Annotated in this window: 14 protein-coding genes; 5 read left to right on the forward strand and 9 right to left on the reverse strand. The window is 72.1% G+C overall.

Features of this window, described 5'->3' with window-relative positions:
- Positions 1-55 precede the first annotated feature (55 nt).
- Complete coding sequence (locus ACLQ2X_RS14465; RefSeq protein WP_425681520.1) at positions 56-1,147, forward strand: hypothetical protein; 1,092 nt, start codon at positions 56-58, stop codon at positions 1,145-1,147.
- 206 nt (positions 1,148-1,353) lie between these two features.
- Complete coding sequence (locus ACLQ2X_RS14470; RefSeq protein ID WP_425681521.1) at positions 1,354-2,286, forward strand: AfsR/SARP family transcriptional regulator; 933 nt, start codon at positions 1,354-1,356, stop codon at positions 2,284-2,286.
- On the opposite strand, the gene ACLQ2X_RS14475 is transcribed toward ACLQ2X_RS14470, so the two are convergent.
- The 3 genes from ACLQ2X_RS14475 to ACLQ2X_RS14485 all read right to left on the reverse strand — a co-directional run bounded on the left by ACLQ2X_RS14475 (position 2,248) and on the right by ACLQ2X_RS14485 (position 5,732).
- The gene (locus ACLQ2X_RS14475; RefSeq protein WP_425681522.1) at positions 2,248-3,933 is read right to left on the reverse strand and encodes a vanadium-dependent haloperoxidase; all 1,686 of its coding nucleotides are present in this window, start codon (positions 3,931-3,933) and stop codon (positions 2,248-2,250) included. The genes ACLQ2X_RS14470 and ACLQ2X_RS14475 overlap by 39 nt on opposite strands.
- A gap of 138 nt (positions 3,934-4,071) precedes the next feature.
- Positions 4,072-4,770, reverse strand: a complete 699-nt coding sequence (locus tag ACLQ2X_RS14480; protein ID WP_425681523.1) for an HAD family hydrolase — start codon at positions 4,768-4,770, stop codon at positions 4,072-4,074.
- Positions 4,767-5,732 (reverse strand): EamA family transporter, encoded by a 966-nt coding sequence (locus ACLQ2X_RS14485; protein ID WP_425681524.1) that lies wholly within the window; start codon positions 5,730-5,732, stop codon positions 4,767-4,769. Before ACLQ2X_RS14485 ends, ACLQ2X_RS14480 begins: the two co-directional genes overlap by 4 nt.
- A gap of 72 nt (positions 5,733-5,804) precedes the next feature.
- On the opposite strand from ACLQ2X_RS14485, the gene ACLQ2X_RS14490 reads away from it, so the two are divergent.
- Positions 5,805-6,353, forward strand: a complete 549-nt coding sequence (locus ACLQ2X_RS14490) for a CGNR zinc finger domain-containing protein (protein ID WP_425681525.1) — start codon at positions 5,805-5,807, stop codon at positions 6,351-6,353.
- On the opposite strand, the gene ACLQ2X_RS14495 is transcribed toward ACLQ2X_RS14490, so the two are convergent.
- The 6 genes from ACLQ2X_RS14495 to ACLQ2X_RS14520 all read right to left on the reverse strand — a co-directional run bounded on the left by ACLQ2X_RS14495 (position 6,317) and on the right by ACLQ2X_RS14520 (position 15,516).
- Positions 6,317-6,919: a GNAT family N-acetyltransferase gene (locus tag ACLQ2X_RS14495; protein WP_425681526.1), complete on the reverse strand. Its 603-nt coding sequence runs from the start codon at positions 6,917-6,919 to the stop codon at positions 6,317-6,319. The genes ACLQ2X_RS14490 and ACLQ2X_RS14495 overlap by 37 nt on opposite strands.
- A gap of 163 nt (positions 6,920-7,082) precedes the next feature.
- Positions 7,083-8,492, reverse strand: a complete 1,410-nt coding sequence (locus ACLQ2X_RS14500; protein WP_425681527.1) for a class II fumarate hydratase — start codon at positions 8,490-8,492, stop codon at positions 7,083-7,085.
- 44 nt (positions 8,493-8,536) lie between these two features.
- Entirely contained in the window at positions 8,537-11,506 is a 2,970-nt protein-coding gene (locus ACLQ2X_RS14505) for a BTAD domain-containing putative transcriptional regulator (RefSeq protein WP_425681528.1), read from the reverse strand.
- Between the two features lie 257 nt (positions 11,507-11,763).
- Positions 11,764-13,431, reverse strand: coding sequence for a fumarate hydratase (locus tag ACLQ2X_RS14510; protein ID WP_425681529.1), 1,668 nt, complete (start codon positions 13,429-13,431; stop codon positions 11,764-11,766).
- Positions 13,432-13,505: 74 nt separating this feature from the next.
- The gene (locus ACLQ2X_RS14515) at positions 13,506-14,942 is read right to left on the reverse strand and encodes a PQQ-binding-like beta-propeller repeat protein (protein WP_425681530.1); all 1,437 of its coding nucleotides are present in this window, start codon (positions 14,940-14,942) and stop codon (positions 13,506-13,508) included.
- Positions 14,943-15,027: 85 nt separating this feature from the next.
- Positions 15,028-15,516: an Lrp/AsnC family transcriptional regulator gene (locus ACLQ2X_RS14520; protein ID WP_425681531.1), complete on the reverse strand. Its 489-nt coding sequence runs from the start codon at positions 15,514-15,516 to the stop codon at positions 15,028-15,030.
- 140 nt (positions 15,517-15,656) lie between these two features.
- Here ACLQ2X_RS14520 and hppD point away from each other — a divergent pair, with 140 nt between their 5' ends.
- A complete protein-coding gene (gene hppD / locus ACLQ2X_RS14525; RefSeq protein ID WP_425681532.1) occupies positions 15,657-16,865 on the forward strand; it encodes a 4-hydroxyphenylpyruvate dioxygenase in 1,209 nt (402 codons plus the stop codon).
- Positions 16,866-16,875: 10 nt separating this feature from the next.
- Entirely contained in the window at positions 16,876-17,559 is a 684-nt protein-coding gene (locus ACLQ2X_RS14530) for an RDD family protein (protein ID WP_425681533.1), read from the forward strand.
- Positions 17,560-17,619 lie beyond the last annotated feature (60 nt).

The raw sequence follows: 17,619 nt of genomic DNA on the forward strand, positions 1-17,619 counted from the left end.
CGGCGGTTGTCCACAGGGGTTCCGGCGGCCGGCGGGCCGCCACCACGCTTGTCGCATGCCCCCACACCCCCACCGACCGCCGGAGCTGGACCGGCAGGTCTTTCGTGGCTCGGACGCCATCCGGCGCGGGCTCCTGTCCCGACACCACCTCCGCGGGGCGTCCTGGGTCCGGCTCCGGCAGGACGTCTACGCCGACGCCCGCCTCGACCGCGACCACGCCCTGGCCTGCCGCGCGGCGCTGCTCCGGATGCCACCCGGCACGGTGATCGCCGGACCGTCGGCGGCCTACCTGCACGGCGTGACACACGCGGCCGAGTTCACCGATGACGTCCACGTGCTGGTGCCGGCCGCGGTCCGAGCCGATTCCCAACCTGGCGTCCGGGTGCACCAGGCTCCCCTGGCGGGCGCCCGTGCCGGCCTCCTGGTCCCGGCCGGCGCGGGTGCGTCGGATGCCGCCGGGTCGTCGCGGGTGGGCGGCCCCTTCCCGGCGGACCGCCCGCCCGGCGCTCCGGGCCGGAGCAGGCCACCGGCTCCGACCCGACCGTCTGTGGTGGCGACCCCCCGACCGAGAATTCCGGCCGGGGCATCGGACCCGGGCGGGCCGCCGAACCCCGGCGGGCCGCCACCCTGCACCGATCCGGCCGCCTGCGCGTGGGAGACAGCGGTCTGGGCCGACCCGGTGCGGGCCGTCGCCATCATCGACACGCTCCTGGGCACAGGTGCGGTGAGCCGGTCGACGCTTGCCACCGAGGCGGCCCGGAACGCCTGCCGTCCGGGTGCCCGGCGGGCGTCGTGGGTGTTCGGCCTGGCCGACGGCCTGGCGCAGTCCCCGCGCGAGTCCCATCTGCGGGTGCGGCTGATGTTCGCCGGGCTTCCCCGACCGATGGCGCAGCATCCGGTGCGCGTGTCGGCCGGTCTCGTCCTGCATCCGGGCCTGGCCTGGCCGCAGTACCGGGTCGCGGTGGAGTACGACGACGAGCGGCGCGCCGACCCGGAGCGGACGCACCTGGACCGACGACGCCTCGACCAGCTCGCCCGGGCCGGCTGGCTGGTGCTGCACATCGCGGACCGCCGCCTGCGGAAGGAGTTTCCCGCTCTGGTGCGCGAGATCCGCTCCACCCTGGTGGCGCGCGGGTGGCGGCCGTGAACCTCCCGCCGGCGATCGGCCGGCCCCGTAGCCCACCGGAGGGTGGAGGTGGCGATGTCAGGCGGCGGACCAACCGAGCGTGTCATTGTCATCGCATCGTGCAACTTCTATGGTTGCAGGAGCTTGGCGTTCTCCTCGAATACGGGGGCTGGAGGACTGATGGGCTTCTGTTCGCGTGGCGTCGACCCCGCCCTGGCGGGGTCGACGTGAGGTTTCGGCTGCTTGGCCCGCTGGTCGTCGACGGGCCGGGCCAGCCCTTGCGGCTCGACGGGAAAAGACCGCGCGCCGTCCTTGCGCTCCTGCTCATGGAGGCCGGAGCGCTGGTACGGGTGGAGCAGATCATCGACGCCGTGTGGGGCGACGCGCCACCGCGCACGGTCCGGACCCAGGTGCACGTCCAGATATCTGTGGTCCGCCGGTGGTTGCGAGCGCTTCCGGGCGCCGGGATCGTCACCCATGCCACCGGCTACGCGCTGCAGGTCGACCCGTCCGACATCGACGTGGGGATGTTCCGCCGGCTGGTCCGGCAGGGGCGGACACTCGCCGCGTCCAGGCAGCCGGTGGCGGCGGCGGAGTCATACCGGGCGGCCCTCCAACTGCACACGGGTCCACCTCTGGGTGACATCGACGCGCCGTTTGTCCAGGCCGCGGCCGCGGGGCTGGCCGACGAACAACTGAGCGCACTGAGCGCGCTGACGAGCCTGGACCTGGCCGCAGGGCGCCACCACGAACTGATCCCGGTGGTTTCCACACTTGTGGAACGACATCCGCTGCACGAGCCGCTCTGGTGTCACCTGGTGACCGCGTTGCACCGCGCCGGTCGCCGGAGCGAAGCGATCCGCTGCTACCACCGCGCTCGCCTTCTGCTCCGCGAGGAGTTGGGGGTGGAGCCCGGACCGGAGTTGACCGCCGCCTACCGCGCGCTGTTGGGCATCGACCCGGTGGCCGCGGACGGCCCCGACCTCGCCCGTACGCTCAGCCGCCTCGCCGAGGCGGAGCGGATGCTGGGCGAGATCCGGCAGCAGCTCTCGCGGCTCGGCGTCGACGTGCAGGCGGTACGGCCGGGGTCGCCGGCCGCACCGTCTGCACCGCTGCTGCCGTCAGACGGTGGTGCAGGCCACGCGGAGATTGCGGCTTGATCCGTCCCTCAGCAGGACGGAGAGCGTCTGGCCGCCGGGGCCACACGCCTTGCCGGGCAGAGCGGTGATCTGAAAGCGATCGCCGCTGACGCTGACCGCGCCGCTGCTCGCGCCGGGGTGGCCGTTCCAGGAAACCCCGACGACCGCGCCGGGATCGGTGACCGGGGTGCCGTTGGCGACGAGCCGGAAGGCCAGGTTGAGGCTTCCGCCCGCCACCGCGTCCGGATAGCTGCTGCCGACGTACACCTGCCCGTCGTAGAAGCCGTCGAACGTGTACGTGGGCACGCTGGGCCGGAAGAAGTTCCCCGACACGTAGCTGGCCAGCGAGGCGCCGGAGGACATCCCGGCGTCCGCGTCGAACTGGTAGTGGACGCCGAGGTAGATCCGGCTACGGGCATTCTCGGTGGCGGCGGAGGTGAAGCCGGTGAAGAGCCGTTGCACGCCTGAGGCGTGCGGGTCTTCCGTGGTGCCCACGAAACGGAACGTGTCGGTGCCGAAGAAGCCCTTCAGCGCCCCCGCCCAGGCGGCGGCGAAGCTGGCGTGCCCCGAGGTGTACGCCGGGAAGGGCGGCGAGAAGTTCACGTTGTTGCGGTCCGCGGAGAGCGGCTTCCAGTTCGGGTCCGCGATCGTGTCGGCGCGGGAGTCGGTGCCGGCCAGCCTGATCGCGCTCTCCGGACGCCAGAGATCGACGTCGGTCCGGTACTTGGCGTCCCAGGCCACCACGGCGGCATCGGCCATGGCGACGCCGACCAGCGCGAAGAGCCGCGCGTTGCCCGCCGGGGTCAGTTTGGCCGCCCCGGACACGATCCGGGTGTGCGCGAAGAGTTGGCCCGGTGGCTTGTAGGTGCCGTCCAGGTCGTTGGCCCAGAACCAGGCCAACTGCGTCTGGTCAGCGGTACGGGTGGTGCTGTTGTACGCACCGAGCGCCTTCACCTCGTTGACCTGGTTTGCGTACGCCTGGCTGGCGAGGAGCGTGGCGTAACTGGAATAGCCGGCCGGTAGCCCGGGACGGAACTGGGTCGTGGAGGTCATCGCGAACGGCCTCAACAGACCCCAGCTGGGGGTGGCCGGCTCACCGGAGCCGGTGCGCCGCCACTGGCCCGGCACGGTGCCGTCGGCGTAGGTGGAGTTGTCCGGCGAGCCGTCGTTCACCCGGAAAGTGATCATCGCCTGTGCGCTCGCCGAGCCCATCCGCTGGCCGTCGGTGCGCGCGGTCGAGTTGGCGATGCCTTCCTGCGCGGCGGTGAGATCGGCGGTGAAGTTGATCGCGGGATAGATGTTGCGCAGCGCGTCGTACGCCGCGTAGTCGATGGCGGTGGCGAGGTCGGGGGTCACCCCGGCGGTCGGGGCCACCTTGACCCGGTAGGCCTGCCCGATGCAGCGGGCGGCTCCGGAGGCGCAGAGCGCGGAGTTCGCGGCGTCGTAGATCGCGCCGTGCACCATCGCGCCCGCCCGAGCCAGCGGGCCGGGTGCGCCACCAACCTGACGGAAGGTGCGCAGCAGAACATCGTTCCAGTACAGGACATGGTCGGCGGGGCCGACGGCAAGCGCCGGAGTGGCCGGTACGGCAGCGACGGCGGTGCCGATGGTGACGGCCGCGAGCGCGGCGGCGCCCAGACGGCGGGGGAATGCGTACAACCAGCCCATGGGACTCCTCGGTGCGGAACCGCGATCGATCACTGTTGATGACCGTGGCACCACCAGGCTGGGTCGGCCGGCTATGCGTCCGCTACGACTTCGCTATCCGGGCAGGGACACCGCTCACCCGCCCGGCACCGCACGCGTTCAGGCGCTCGCCTTCGTCAGGGCGAGGAGCACCGCCGGCACCTCGGCCAGCGTGGACACCTCGACGTCCGGTTCCAGGCCCTGCGGGCGGGACAACCCGTTCCGGTTGAGCCAGACGGCCCGCAGTCCGGCCCGCTGGGCGGCGACAACGTCGTGTTCCGGGGAGTCGCCAACGTACACGATCCGGGCGGCGGGCAACCCGGTAGCCGCCACCACGGCCGCGAAGAACTCCGGCGACGGCTTCTTCGGCAGGCCACCCTCGTGCGCGTACAGCTCGAAGGCGAACTGCCCGGCGAGGCCGCAGCGTTCGGCGCGACTGTTGCCGTTCGTGGCGAAGCCGAGCAGGTGGTGCGGGCGAAGCGCCGCCAGCGCGGGCAGCACGTCGGGGAACGGCCGGCTCAGGGCGTACCGGCGGGCGAAGAACAGCACCGCGAACTCGTCCAGGTCCGACTCCAGGCCGGCCCGCGCGAGCGACCGGGTCAGCGCGGCGCGCCGAATCTCCTGCACCGGCGCCGCGCTGAGCGCCCCGAAGACCGCACGCCAGTCCCCCTCCAGGTCGGCCAGCGACACCCCGGCGGCCGTCGGGGTCCGGCGCCGCATCTCCTCGAGTACGGCGACGAGCGCGCCGGTGACCGCCGGGCGCAGGTCGACGAGGGTCTCGTCGGCGTCGAAGACGACGGCGGTGCGCGGCCCGCTCATCGCGACCCGGTCAACGCCGGCCCGGCCGGGGCGGCCGGCTGGGCGGGTGGAGGTGCGCCGCGCAGTTCGTCGACCCGGACCAGCGCGACGCCACCGACGATGAACGCCCCGCCGGCGAGCTGGATCGGGCTCGGCAGTTCGGCGAGCAGCAGCCAGGCGATCAGGACCGCGAACATCACCTCGGTCAGTCCCACGAAGGAGGACAGGCGGGCGCCGAGCAGCCGGGTGCCGGCGACGCCCGTCAGGTAGGCGACGACGGCGGCGATCAGTGACAGCCCGGCGATCGGCACCAGCCAGCTCATCCGGTGGCCGGCGAAGGTGACGTCTGCGGTGCCGGCGGCCAGTGGCAGCACCCCGACGGCGCCGAGCAGGAGCAGGGTCACCGCCCCGACGGCCATCCCCCCGCTGGCCAGCACTACCGAGGGCAGGCCGGGGTCGAGTCGGCCGGCGATGACGAAGTAGCCGGCCAGCCCGACGCCGGCGCCGAGCCCCCACAGCACGCCCACCGGGTCGAGGCGGCTGGTGCCGGTGAGGTCCAGGACGAACACCAGCCCGCACAGCGCGGTGACCGAGCCGGCCACGGTCAGCAGCCGCGGGCGCTGTCCGTGGAACAGCCACATCCACCCGACCACCAGCACGATGCCGAGGTATTCCAGCAGCAGCGCCACGCCGACCGGCAGGCGGCTGACCGCGTTGAAGAAGCATGCCTGCGCCGTGGCCACGCCGAGCAGCCCGAACAGCACCACCGTGGAGGTGTTTCGCCGCAGCGCCGCCCACCGTCCGCGCAGCGCCAGCAGGGCGGGCACGGCGAGCGCCAGCGCGGCGATGCCGACCCGGGCGACGACCACGGCGACCGGGGACCATTCGCCGCTGATCAGAGGGCGGGCGAACGTGCCGGAGGTCGCGAAGGTGATCGCGGACAGTAGCGCCAGACCGAGCCCGACACCGGACCGTTCACGCATCGACAGCTCCTGGTAATGGGCGTAGTGGCGTTATGCTCATGACGCTAGGCGTCGTCGCCGACAGGAGTCAAATTGCTTTTTGCCCATGACACCGAATGCGCGCTCATCGCCACGGCGGCGCTTGTGAACACGACCGCCCCGGGCCGGGAGGGGATGCCCGACGTTGCCGCCCTCGACATGTTCTTCGTCACCCACGGCTGGAGCGGCCGGCACGAACACACCGACGCCGAGCTGCACCAGGTCCGCGCGCTGCGGCCCCGCCTGCGCCGCATCTGGCACGGCGACACCGACGAGGTGGTGGCGATCGTCAACGGGCTGCTCCGCGAGTCGCACGCCCTGCCCCAACTCGTCCGGCACGACGACGAGCCCTACCACGTGCACGCCGTGCCGCGGGATGCACCACTGGCGACCCGGATGGCTGTCGAGGCGGCGATGGGCGTCGCCGACCTGATCCGGATGGACGAGCTGAGCCGGCTGCGACACTGCGGTCACCCGGACTGCGACAACGTGCTGGTCGACCTGTCCCGGAACCGCTCCCGCCGGTTCTGCGACGCCGGCTGCGGCAACCGGGCCGCGGTGAGCGCCTACCGGGCCCGCAGGGCCGCGGCCGCCCGCTCCTGAGCGGTTGCCGACCAGTCGTCGCGGCGCAGCTCGTACTCCACCTCGCCGTGTTCCGTACCCGGGATCGGGTCGTCGAAGACCGGGTGGAAGGTGTGCACGTAGTGCAGACCGGCGCGGGCCATGACCGCGCGGGAACGGTCGTTGACCGTCATCGTCTGCGCCCACACGCGGCGGACGCCGACCGTGTCGAACGCGTGCCGCACCAGTGCCCGCGCGCCCTCAGTGGCGAGCCCGTGCCCCCACGCGGCGCGGCGCAGCCGGTAACCCAGCTCCGCCTCGGCGCCGCCGTCGGACGGGTCGAGGCCGAGCCAGCCCAGGAACTCCCCGGTGAACCTGTCGCACGCCGCCCAGCGACCCAGACCCGGGTGACGGTCGTAGTCGGCCAGCAGCCGGGGCAGCACCTCGTCCCGGATCGTCGCGCGCGGGGTCGGTACGCCGTTGGTCAGGAACCGCATGACCTCCGGGTCCGCGTCCAGCTCGACCAGCCGGTCCACGTCGTCCACGGTGAACCGGCGCAGGCTCAGCCTCGCGGTCTCCAGCAGCGGCCCACCGTCGTCGTCACGCACGGCAGGATCATCCCGCGCCCCGGTGACCGGGTCGAGGCATTTACCGGCGCGGCGACGAATCCGTCAGACGCACGTACCGACAGGCCCACAGCGACCCGGGTGACATCACCGACGACTCAGCTCGACAGTGACCTCATCCCCACCGGGCCGGCCCGGCCCCGGCTCAGGGGTGTGTCATCCGGAGCAGGTCCAGCGCCTCGTCCAACTGGGTCTCGGTGAGCTTGCCCGACTCGACGTGCCCCCGGGACAGCACCACCTCGCGAATGGACACCTGCTTGGCCAGCGCCTCCTTGGCGATCGACGCGGCCTCGTCGTACCCGAGGTGACGGTTGAGCGGGGTGACGATCGACGGCGAGCCCTCCGCGTACGCCAGGCAGACCTCGGCGTCCGCCACCAGGCCGGCCACCAGCCGCTCGGCGAACAGCCGACTGGATGCGGCGATCAGCTTGATCGACTCCAGCAGGTTGCGGCCCATCACCGGGAGCATGACGTTCAGCTCGAAGTCGCCCTGCGACCCGGCGAAAGCCACCGCCGCATCGTTGCCGACCACCTGGGCGCAGACCTGCCGCATCGCCTCGGCGACCACCGGGTTCACCTTGCCCGGCATGATCGACGAGCCGGGCTGGAGATCGGGGATGCGCAGCTCCCGCAGGCCGGCCCGAGGGCCGGAACCCATCCAGCGTACGTCGTTGGCGATCTTGTAGAGACCGACCGCGATGGTACGGAGCTGGCCGGACGTCTCCACCAACGCGTCCCGGGCGCCCTGCGCCTCGAAGTGGTTGCGCGCCTCGGTCAACGGCAGGCCGGTCGACTCCCGCAGCCTTCCGATCACCTTGTCGGCGAAGCCGAGCGGAGTGTTGATGCCCGTGCCCACCGCGGTGCCGCCGAGCGGCAGCTCGGCCAGTCGCGGCAGGGCCGACTCCAGCCGCTCGACGCCGTAGCGCACCTGCGCGGCGTAGCCGCCGAACTCCTGCCCCAGGGTGACCGGGGTGGCGTCCATCAGGTGGGTGCGTCCGGCCTTGACCACCGTCTCGAACTCGGTCGCCTTCTCCTCCAGCGCGCCCGCGAGCCGCTTCAGCGACGGGATCAGATCCTCCACCACGAACTGCGTCGCAGCCAGGTGGATCGAGGTCGGGAAGACGTCGTTGCTGGACTGGGACGCGTTGACGTGATCGTTCGGGTGCACGTCCCGACCCAACTCGCGGCTGGCCAGGGTGGCGACCACCTCGTTCGCGTTCATGTTGGACGAGGTGCCCGAGCCGGTCTGGAACACGTCCACCGGGAACTGGTCGTCGTAGCCGCCCCCGGCGACGTGCGCGGCCGCGGTGGCGATCGCCTCCGCCACATCGGCGTCGATCACCCCCAACTCGCCGTTGACCAGGGCCGCCGCCCCCTTGATCTGCGCCAAGGCCCTGATCTGGGCCGGTTCGAGCCCGCGCCCGGAGATCGGGAAGTTCTGCACCGCCCGCTGGGTCTGCGCCCGCCACAGCGCCTCGGCGGGCACCTCCACCTCGCCCATCGAGTCACGTTCGATCCGGTAGCCGGTCGCCTCTGGAGTCGTCACGCATACCATCCTGCCGCGCGGCCCGCCGGTGCGCAGCGAAAGTGGCGCGGCCCTCAGCCCAGCTCGGCCAGCAGCGCCGCGCTCTCCCGCTCGTTCGGCGACTCGACTTGGTGGAACAGCGTCACCGCGCGGCTGGCGTACCGGCGGGCCTGCGCGAGGTCGGTGTGCCGCAGGCAGCGGGCCAGGCCGTCCAGCGCCTGGGCCTGCTCATAGCGGGCGCTGAGCCGGGTGGCGTCGGCGAGCACGCCGCGGAACAGATCCAGCGCGCCTGTCACGTCGCCCTGCTCCAGCACCGCCCGGGCCAGCAGGTTCCGGGAGTGGCACTGGCCGATCAGGTCCTCGGCGTCGTTCATGGCGACGAGGGCTTCCCGGTGCCGCTCGGCCGCCGCCTCCGGCCGGCCCTCCGCACACTCCATCATGCCCAACTCGTTGAGCAGCTCACCCTCGCCGAAGCGATTGCCGATCTCGCGCTTCAACCTCAGCCCGGCGGCCAGCAGCCGCCGGGCCGGCGCGTGCTCGCCACGCCGGTGCCGCACCATGCCGAGATGCCCCACGGCGCTGCCGAGCTGACGCAGGTCACCCGCCTGCCGGGCGAGCCCGAGATTGTTGCGGCACGTGCGCAGGGCCTCCTCGTACCGCCCGCTCCACATCATGGATGCCGTGAGATTGTTCAGCGTGTATACGAGCGACGTCAGGTCGCGCGTCCCGCGGGACAGCGCCGTGAGCATCTCGATGGCCTGCGTGTGCTGTCCGTTCACCGCATAGAGGGTGCCGAGGTTGCCGAGCGCGTGACGCAGCTCCGTCGGCCGCTCCAGCCGCCGGTAGATCTCGACGGCCTTCTCCGTCAACCGGATGGCGTCGGCGAACCGCGCCCGTCGATAGTTCGCGGAGGCCAGGTAGCGGAGCATCAATGCGACCGCGGTGTCGTCACCCATCCGCTCGGCGGCACGCAGGCCGACCTGATGCGTCTCGATCAGGTCGTCCAGGTGGCCGCCGTAGAAGTTGGTGAGCCAACCCACCCGTGCCAACTGCCAGCTCTGCCGCAGGAACCCCTCCGCCTCCGCCAGCTGGACCAACGCGGCGAGCGTCGACCGGTTCTCCTCCAACCACGGCACCCCGAACCCGACGGTGGCGTCGACCAGGTCCGGGCGCAACGGCTTCCGCAGGTCCAACTGCTCCAGCAGCGCACTCCGCTCCACCGAGTCCGAGATGGCCGCGGCCACCTGGAGGTGATGGTCGAGAAGGCGGGCGATCGCCGCGCGCCGCTCCTCGGCCGGCTCGCCTCCCGTGCTGAGCATCCGCGCGTACGCCTGGATCAGTTCGTGCAGCCGGTAACGGCCCGGCTTGACCTCCTCCATGAGGTGCTCGTCGACAAGCTCGTCGAGCGCGTCCCGGGCCGCCGACAGCCCCAGGTCCGCCAGCGCGGCGGGCACCCGGTTGTCGACGACGGTGTCCGGGTGCAGACCCAGCCGCCGGAAGACCCGCTGGGCGGTCGGCGACACCTGGTCGTACGACGGCGCGAACGCCCCGGCCACCGAGCGCTCCCCGGCGGCCAGTTCGGCGAGCGGGTCCACCGCCCCGGCCAGCCGCTGCGCCAGGTCCGCCATCCGCCACCGGGGACGGTGTGCGAGGCGGGCCCCGGCCAGCCGCAGGGCGAGCGGAAGGTACCCGCAGCGGCGGGCCACCTCCGCGGTCGCCTCGGGCTCGGCGGCGACCCGTTCCGGGCCGGCCACCCGGGCCAACAGCTCGACCGCCTCGTCGGCGTCGAGCACCGGCAGCGAGGACGGCCGGGCCTCGTCCACCCCGATGAGTCGACGCCGGCTGGTGATCAGCACCAGGCAGTTCCGGCCGTTCGGCAGCAACGCCGCGACCTTCGCCGGATCAGCGGCGTTGTCGAGCACCACCACCGCCCGCCGGTCGGCCAGCTCCGACCGCCACATCGCCAGCCGGTCCGCCAGGTCGGTCGGGATCCGCTCCGCCGGCACACCGAGCTGCCGCAGCAGCATGGCCACCCCGGTGCCGGTGCCCACCGGGGCGCGTTCACCGCGCCCGTGCAGGTCGACGAAGAGCTGCGCATCGGGGAACCGGTCGGCGACCACGGCCGCCACCTGGATGGCGAGTGTGGTCTTGCCGCTGCCCGCCATGCCGTCGATGAGATGGACCCGGGCACCTTCCTCGATCTCCTTGAGCAGCCGGGCAACGGTCTGCTGCCGCCCGACGAAGTCGCTGATCGCCCGGGGCAGCGCCCGGACCGGGGCGGCGGCCGCGCCCTCCGGGCCGCTGCGCGCCAGGTCACCGGCGAGCACCCGTTGGTGCAGCTCCTGCAGGGCCGGGCCGGGTTCGATGCCCAGCTCCTCGGCGTAGATCCGCCGACCCTCCCGGTAGACGGCCAACGCGTCCGCCTGCCGGCCGACCGCCGACAGGGCCAGCATCAACTGTCCGCGCAGCCGTTCCCGCAGCGGATGCTGTTCGACCGTCTCGGTCAGCTCGTCGACCAGGTCGGCCGCCCGGTGCAGCCGCAGCTCGAGGTCGACGCACTCCTCCAGGACGGCGAGTCGCTGCTCGTCGAGGGTCTGCGCCCGCCGTCGCACGCTGCGGGCGGGGATGCCGGCCAGCGCCGGGCCACGCCACAGTGCCAGGGCGGCCCGGTAGTGCGCGCACGCGTCGACCGTCCGGGATGTGGCAGCCGCCGCACGGGCCTGCTCGACCTGGCGGGTGAAGACCTCGGCGTCAAGGTCGTCCGGTGCGACCCGGATGCCGTACCCGGCCGGGTCGGTGACGATGGTCATCGCCGACATCCCGATCTGGACCAGGCGCTGCCGCAGGCGGGACACGCAGATCTGGAGCTGGGCCCGGGCGGTGGCCGGGGGCCGTTCCTCCCAGACCGCGTCGACCAACTCCTCGGTCGGCACCACCCGGCCGGGGCGCAGCAGCAGCACGGCGAGCACGATCCGGTCCCGACCCGCGCTGACGACGGTGTCGCCGTCACCCACCCGCAAGGGCCCGAGGATCTCGAACCGCATTCATGCTCCCGCCGCCATGTGCGTCCGCCCAGCAGCGTAGCCCGACAGTCACGGGAAGTCGCATCCAGGCAATAGCGATCCGATAGTGGATCGACAGCACCGGCATCCACACTGGATCCGCTTGCCGGCGCCGACAGTAAAGGGGGCGGCACGCCACCCGGCCACGAGGCCGACCGGCGTGCCGAGATTCGACGCCCGGCGCGAATGTCGAAGGGCGCCCGGGGAACTCCCCGGGCGCCCTTCGCACACGTCCGTGGTCAGCGCCGGCCGACGGTGAGCACCGGCTTGGTGACCTCGGCGAAGAAGTCGTTGCCCTTGTCGTCGACGACGACGAAGGCCGGGAAGTCCTCCACCTCGATCCGCCAGACCGCCTCCATGCCCAGCTCGGCGTATTCGAGCACCTCGACGTGCTTGATGCAGTCCTGCGCCAGGCGGGCCGCCGGGCCGCCGATCGAGCCGAGGTAGAAGCCGCCGTGGGCCTGGCAGGAGCGGGTGACCTGGGCGGACCGGTTGCCCTTGGCCAGCATCACCATCGAGCCGCCGGCCGCCTGGAACTTCTCCACATAGGCGTCCATCCGGCCGGCGGTGGTGGGACCGAACGACCCGGAGGCGTACCCCTCGGGGGTCTTCGCCGGGCCCGCGTAGTAGACCGCGTGGTCGCGCAGGTACTGCGGCATCGGCTCGCCCGCGTCCAGCCGCTCGGCGATCTTCGCGTGGGCGATGTCCCGCGCGACGACAAGCGGGCCGGTGAGCGACAGCCGGGTCTTCACCGGGTATCTCGACAACTCGGCACGGATCTCGGCCATCGGGCGGTTCAGGTCGACCCGGACGGCCTCCTCGGCGTCCAGCGTGTCGTCGGTGACGTCGGGCAGGAACCGCGCCGGGTCGGTTTCCAGCCGCTCCAGCCAGACACCCGACGGGGTGATCTTGGCAACGGCCTGCCGGTCCGCCGAGCAGGACACCGCGATCGCCACCGGGCAGGACGCGCCGTGCCGGGGCAACCGGACCACCCGGACGTCGTGGCAGAAGTAGCGCCCGCCGAACTGCGCGCCGATGCCGAAGTTCCGGGTCAACTCCAGCACCTGGGCCTCCAGTTCCAGGTCACGGAAACCGTGCGCGCTCATCGAACCCTGGACGGGCAACGCGTCCAGGTATTTCGCCGAGGCGTACTTGGCGGTCTTCAGCGCGTACTCGGCGGAGGTGCCGCCGATGACGACGGCCAGGTGGTACGGCGGGCAGGCCGCGGTGCCGATGAGCCGCAGCTTCTCCTCCAGGAACTGCATCATCCGCGTCGGGTTCAGCAGCGCCTTGGTCTCCTGGTAGAGGTAGGACTTGTTGGCCGAACCGCCGCCCTTGGCCATGAAGAGGAACTTGTACGCGTCGGGGTGGCCGTCCGGGTCCTCGGCGTAGATCTCCACCTGGGCGGGCAGGTTGCTGCCGGTGTTCCGCTCCTCCCACATGGTCAGCGGGGCGAGCTGCGAGTAGCGCAGGTTGAGCCGGGTGTACGCCTGGAAGACGCCCAGCGAGACCGCCTCCGCGTCGGTGCCGTCGGTGAGCACGTGCCGGCCGCGCTTGCCCATCACGATCGCGGTGCCGGTGTCCTGACACATCGGCAGCACACCCCCGGCCGCGATGTTGGCGTTGCGCAGCAGGTCGAGCGCGACGAACCGGTCGTTCGGCGAGGCCGCCGGGTCGTCGATGATCGCCCGGAGCTGGGCCAGGTGCGCCGGGCGCAGGAAGTGGGCGATGTCGTGCATCGCCTCGGCGGTCAACGCGGTCAGCGCGGCCGGGTCCACGGTCAGGAACCGGCGGCCCCCGGGGCCGTTGACGACGTCCACGCCCTCGTCGGTGACCAGGCGGTATTCCGTCTGGTCGGGGCCGGTCGGCAGCAGGGGTGCGTACGAGAAGGCGGCGGCACTGCTCATGACCGAAAAGCCTAGGGCAGAGCCGTCGATCGTCGACACCCGCCGGTGCCGCGGGAGGCCTATGTCACCTGTGGTCACGACCCGTTGACGCAGAGTTCCCGCTTGGGCCCGCAACTGCCCTGGTCACTCGGCGGTCGCCAGGTGTCGCCGGGGTCCGGCACCGGCCCGCCGTCCCCGCCCGCCGGCGGCGGTACGCCGGCCGAACCGGCGCCCCAACGGACGTACCCGATCTCCCGCCCCTCACCGATGATCATGCCGTTCGGGCCGACCGCGAGCGCGTTCGCGGGGGTACGCAGCTCGGCCAGCACCCGGCCGTCGCGCGGGTCGACGGCGATCAGCCGGGACGGCTTCTCCTCGGTGATCACGGTCGCGTACGGGGTGAGCGCCGCGCCGCTGCGCCCGCCCGCCGGCCGGGTCCACCGGGTCCGGTCGGCCGACAGCTCCCGGCCCAGCAGCGAACCCTTGTCGGCGCTGCGCACCACCGCGTAGCGGTCGTCCACGGCGAGCAGTTTCTCGCCGGCCGCGCCGACCTGGAGCGATCGCCCGTCGTAGCCGTCGAGGACCGCCTCGCGCCCGTCCGGGGCGACGCCGATGAGGACGTTGCGGGCGCCCTGCGGGTCCTCCCGCTGCGCGCAGCCGGCGCTGTCGGCGGTGCGCAGGTTGATTCCGGAGCGCCGCCACACCTGCTGCCCGGTCGCCGGGTCCACCGCGGTGATGACGAAGTAGCAGTTCCCGTCCTGGGAGGTGGCCGCGATCCGCAGCAGCCGACCGCCGACCACCGCCAGCCGCTCGTCGCGGCCCGGCTCCACGTTCTGCAACACCCGGCCGGTGGCGGTGTCCACCACGTGCACCCGGCCGTCGACCGGGAAGCCCAGCAGCGGCGGGACCGGCTCCGGCCCGGCCACCCCGTCGTCGATGCGGTTCGCGTCGAGCCGCCGCGTGCCGAGCAGTTCCGGGTTGTCGGCGAGCACGCCGCTGTGCACGCCGGGCAGGAACGCGCTCCACAGCGGCGCGGTGCCGCGCGGGTCCCAGGCCCGCAACGTGCAGTCGGTCGCCCGCACACAGTACGCGTCGAGCAGCAGGTTCCGGTACGTCCAGACGGCGACCGCCCGGTCGTCGCGGCGACGGGTCACGCCGCTGACCGGGTCGAGCACCTCGTATCCCTTGTCGAGCAGCTTGCCCACGGCGACGACCGAAGTCCGGCCGGAGCCGGCGACCGCCGACCAGTCGGCCTTGCGCTCCCAGAGCTGGGTGCCGTCGGTGAGTCGGCGCGCCTCGATCCGGGTCCGCTGCTCGACGATCACGGTGTCGCCGGCGATGGTGACGCTGCGCGGGGTGCCGCCGACGCGCTGCTGCCAGACCACGTCCGGCTCGGAGATCGGCTTGCTCCGGTCGACCCAGTCCCAGAGGGCGGGGAAGGGGTTCCAGACCCCGGTGGCGGCGAGCACGACCACGGTGACGAGCCCGAGCAGCAACCAGCCGCGTACGCCTAGGCCCTTCACACCGCACACGGTAGCGACGATCACCGCACCGCGGGTCCCGCGCGGCGCGTGTCGCGGCGCTTCTTGCCCGGCACCGACGCGGCGGGGCCTCCCCTCACCGCCGGGCGGCGGAGCGGACCAGCGGCAACGTGCGGTAGGGGATCTGCTCGGCCAGCGCGATGATGGTGGAGGCCCGTCGGATGGCCTCCGAGGCGACGATCTGGTCGATGACCCGTTGCAGGTCGGTGTTGGAGCGGGCCACGATCCGGCAGAGCAGGTCGCTGGAGCCGGTGATGGTATGCGCCTCCAGCACCTCGGGGATGGCGGCCAGGTGCGCGGTGACCTGGTCGTGTCCGTGCCGCTGGCTGATCTCCAGCGTGACGAAGCTGGTCACCCCGAACCCGATCGCGGCGGGGGTGACGTCCGGCCCGAAGCCGGTCACCACACCCCGGTCGACGAGTTTGTCGAGCCGCGCCTGGATCGTGCCCCGGGCCACGCCGAGGCGCCGGGAGCACTCCAGCACCCCGATCCGGGGCTCCTCGGCGAGCAGTTCGATCAAGCGGGCGTCCAGGTCGTCGAGCTGTACATCCTGACCAGTGTTCATGGTGCCCAACCGTACCGAATGCACAACCTGACCAGGAATAAGGCCAACTGTTGCCCAACTACCGGCCGCCCGTGGATCCTCGCCGGAACAGCACATCCACGGCGGCCCGCAAGGCCGGCCGGTACGCGAGGGAGGCCACCATGACCCAGGCGATCGACCGACCCCAGTCCACCGAGGAAGGCGTCGACGTCGACGCGCTCGTCGGCGCCGTCGACCACGACATCAGCCGCGACCCGTTCCCGGTCCGGGGCCTCGACCACGTCCACTTCCTGGTGGGCAACGCGAAGCAGGCCGCGCACTACTACTCCACCGCGTTCGGCATGACCTGCGTGGCGTACCGGGGGCCGGAGCAGGGCTACCGGGACCACGCCCAGTACGTGCTGACCAGCGGGTCGGCCCGGTTCCTGCTGACCGGCGCGGTACGCCCGGACGCCGACGGCGCGCAGCACGTGGCGAAGCACAGCGACGGCGTCTCCGACATCGCGCTGGAGGTCCCGGACGTGGACGCGGCGTACGCGCACGCCGTCGCGCAGGGCGCCACCGGTCTGGTCGAGCCGCACGACGTCAGCGACGAGCACGGCACCGTGCGCATGGCGTCCATCGCCGCGTACGGCGACACCCGGCACAGCCTGGTCGACAGGTCCCGCTACACCGGCCCGTTCCTGCCCGGTTTCGTGGCCCGCGGCCCGATCGTGGACCGGCAGCCGATGATCGCCGCCGGCCTCCAGCCGAAGCGCTTCTTCCAGGCCGTCGACCACGTGGTCGGCAACGTGGAGCTGGGCCGGATGGACGAGTGGGTCGAGTTCTACAAGCGGGTGATGGGCTTCTCCAACATGGCCGAGTTCATCGGCGACGACATCGCCACCGACTACTCGGCGTTGATGAGCAAGGTGGTCGCCAACGGCACCCGCAAGGTGAAGTTCCCGCTCAACGAGCCGGCCGTGGCCCGCAAGAAGTCGCAGATCGACGAGTACCTGGAGTTCTACCAGGGCCCCGGCGCCCAGCACATCGCGGTGGCCACCAACGACATCCTGGCCAGCGTGGACGCCATGCGGGCGGCCGGCGTGGACTTCCTGGACACGCCCGACTCCTACTACGAGGACCCGGAGCTGCGTGCCCGCATCGGCAACGTCCGGGTGCCGATCGAGGAGCTGAAGTCCCGCAAGATCCTGGTGGACCGGGACGAGGACGGCTACCTGCTCCAGATCTTCACCAAGCCGGTGCAGGACCGTCCCACGGTCTTCTTCGAGTTGATCGAGCGCCACGGCTCGCTCGGTTTCGGCAAGGGCAACTTCAAGGCCCTGTTCGAGGCGATCGAGCGTGAGCAGGAGAAGCGCGGCAACCTGTAACACTGTCGGCGTGACCCAACCTCCCTTGCACACGACGCCGCCGCCTGCCGGGCACCAGCCCGCGGGCGGCGGCTTCTCGCCGCCCGGCGGGCCACCCATGCAGCACACCCCACCGACGTTCGCCGCCGCACCCGGCTACCCCCCGGCCGGGTACGGCCCGGGGTACGCCCCACCCCCGGTGGCACCCGACGGCCGACCGTTGGCGAGCTTCGGCGACCGACTGCTGGCCTACCTGATCGACACCGCCGTCGCCATGGCGTTCACCATGGTGCTCTTCGTGCCGATGTTCTTCCTGGTCTTCCTCCAGGTCTTCGACACGCTGGAGCAGTCCGGTCCGTACGGCCCCGACCCGGATCAGCTCTGGACGGACGTGTTCCTGCCGCTGCTCGCCGCCGAGGCGGGGATCCTGCTGCTGCTGTTGGCCTTCTACTGGCTCTACCACGTGGAGTACGCCCGCCGGACGGGGCAGACGCTCGGCAAGAAGGCGATGAAGCTGCGGGTCGTCCCGACGCAGCCGGGCGCGCCGTTGACCCGGGGCATGATGGGCAAGCGCTGGCTCGTCGAGTTCGCCGCCGGGTCGTTCGTGCCGTTCCTCAGCTACCTGGACGGTTTCTGGCAGCTCTGGGACAAGCCCTGGCAGCAGTGCCTACACGACAAGTTCGCCGGAACCGTCGTCGTTAAGGTTGCACCGTGAGCGCGAGGAGTGAGCCGGGCCTGCGAGCCCCGCAGCGGGAACTTGAGGTAGGCACCGTGA

Origin of the sequence: Micromonospora sp. DT31, from assembly GCF_049841795.1 — a bacterium.
GTDB lineage: Bacteria > Actinomycetota > Actinomycetes > Mycobacteriales > Micromonosporaceae > Micromonospora.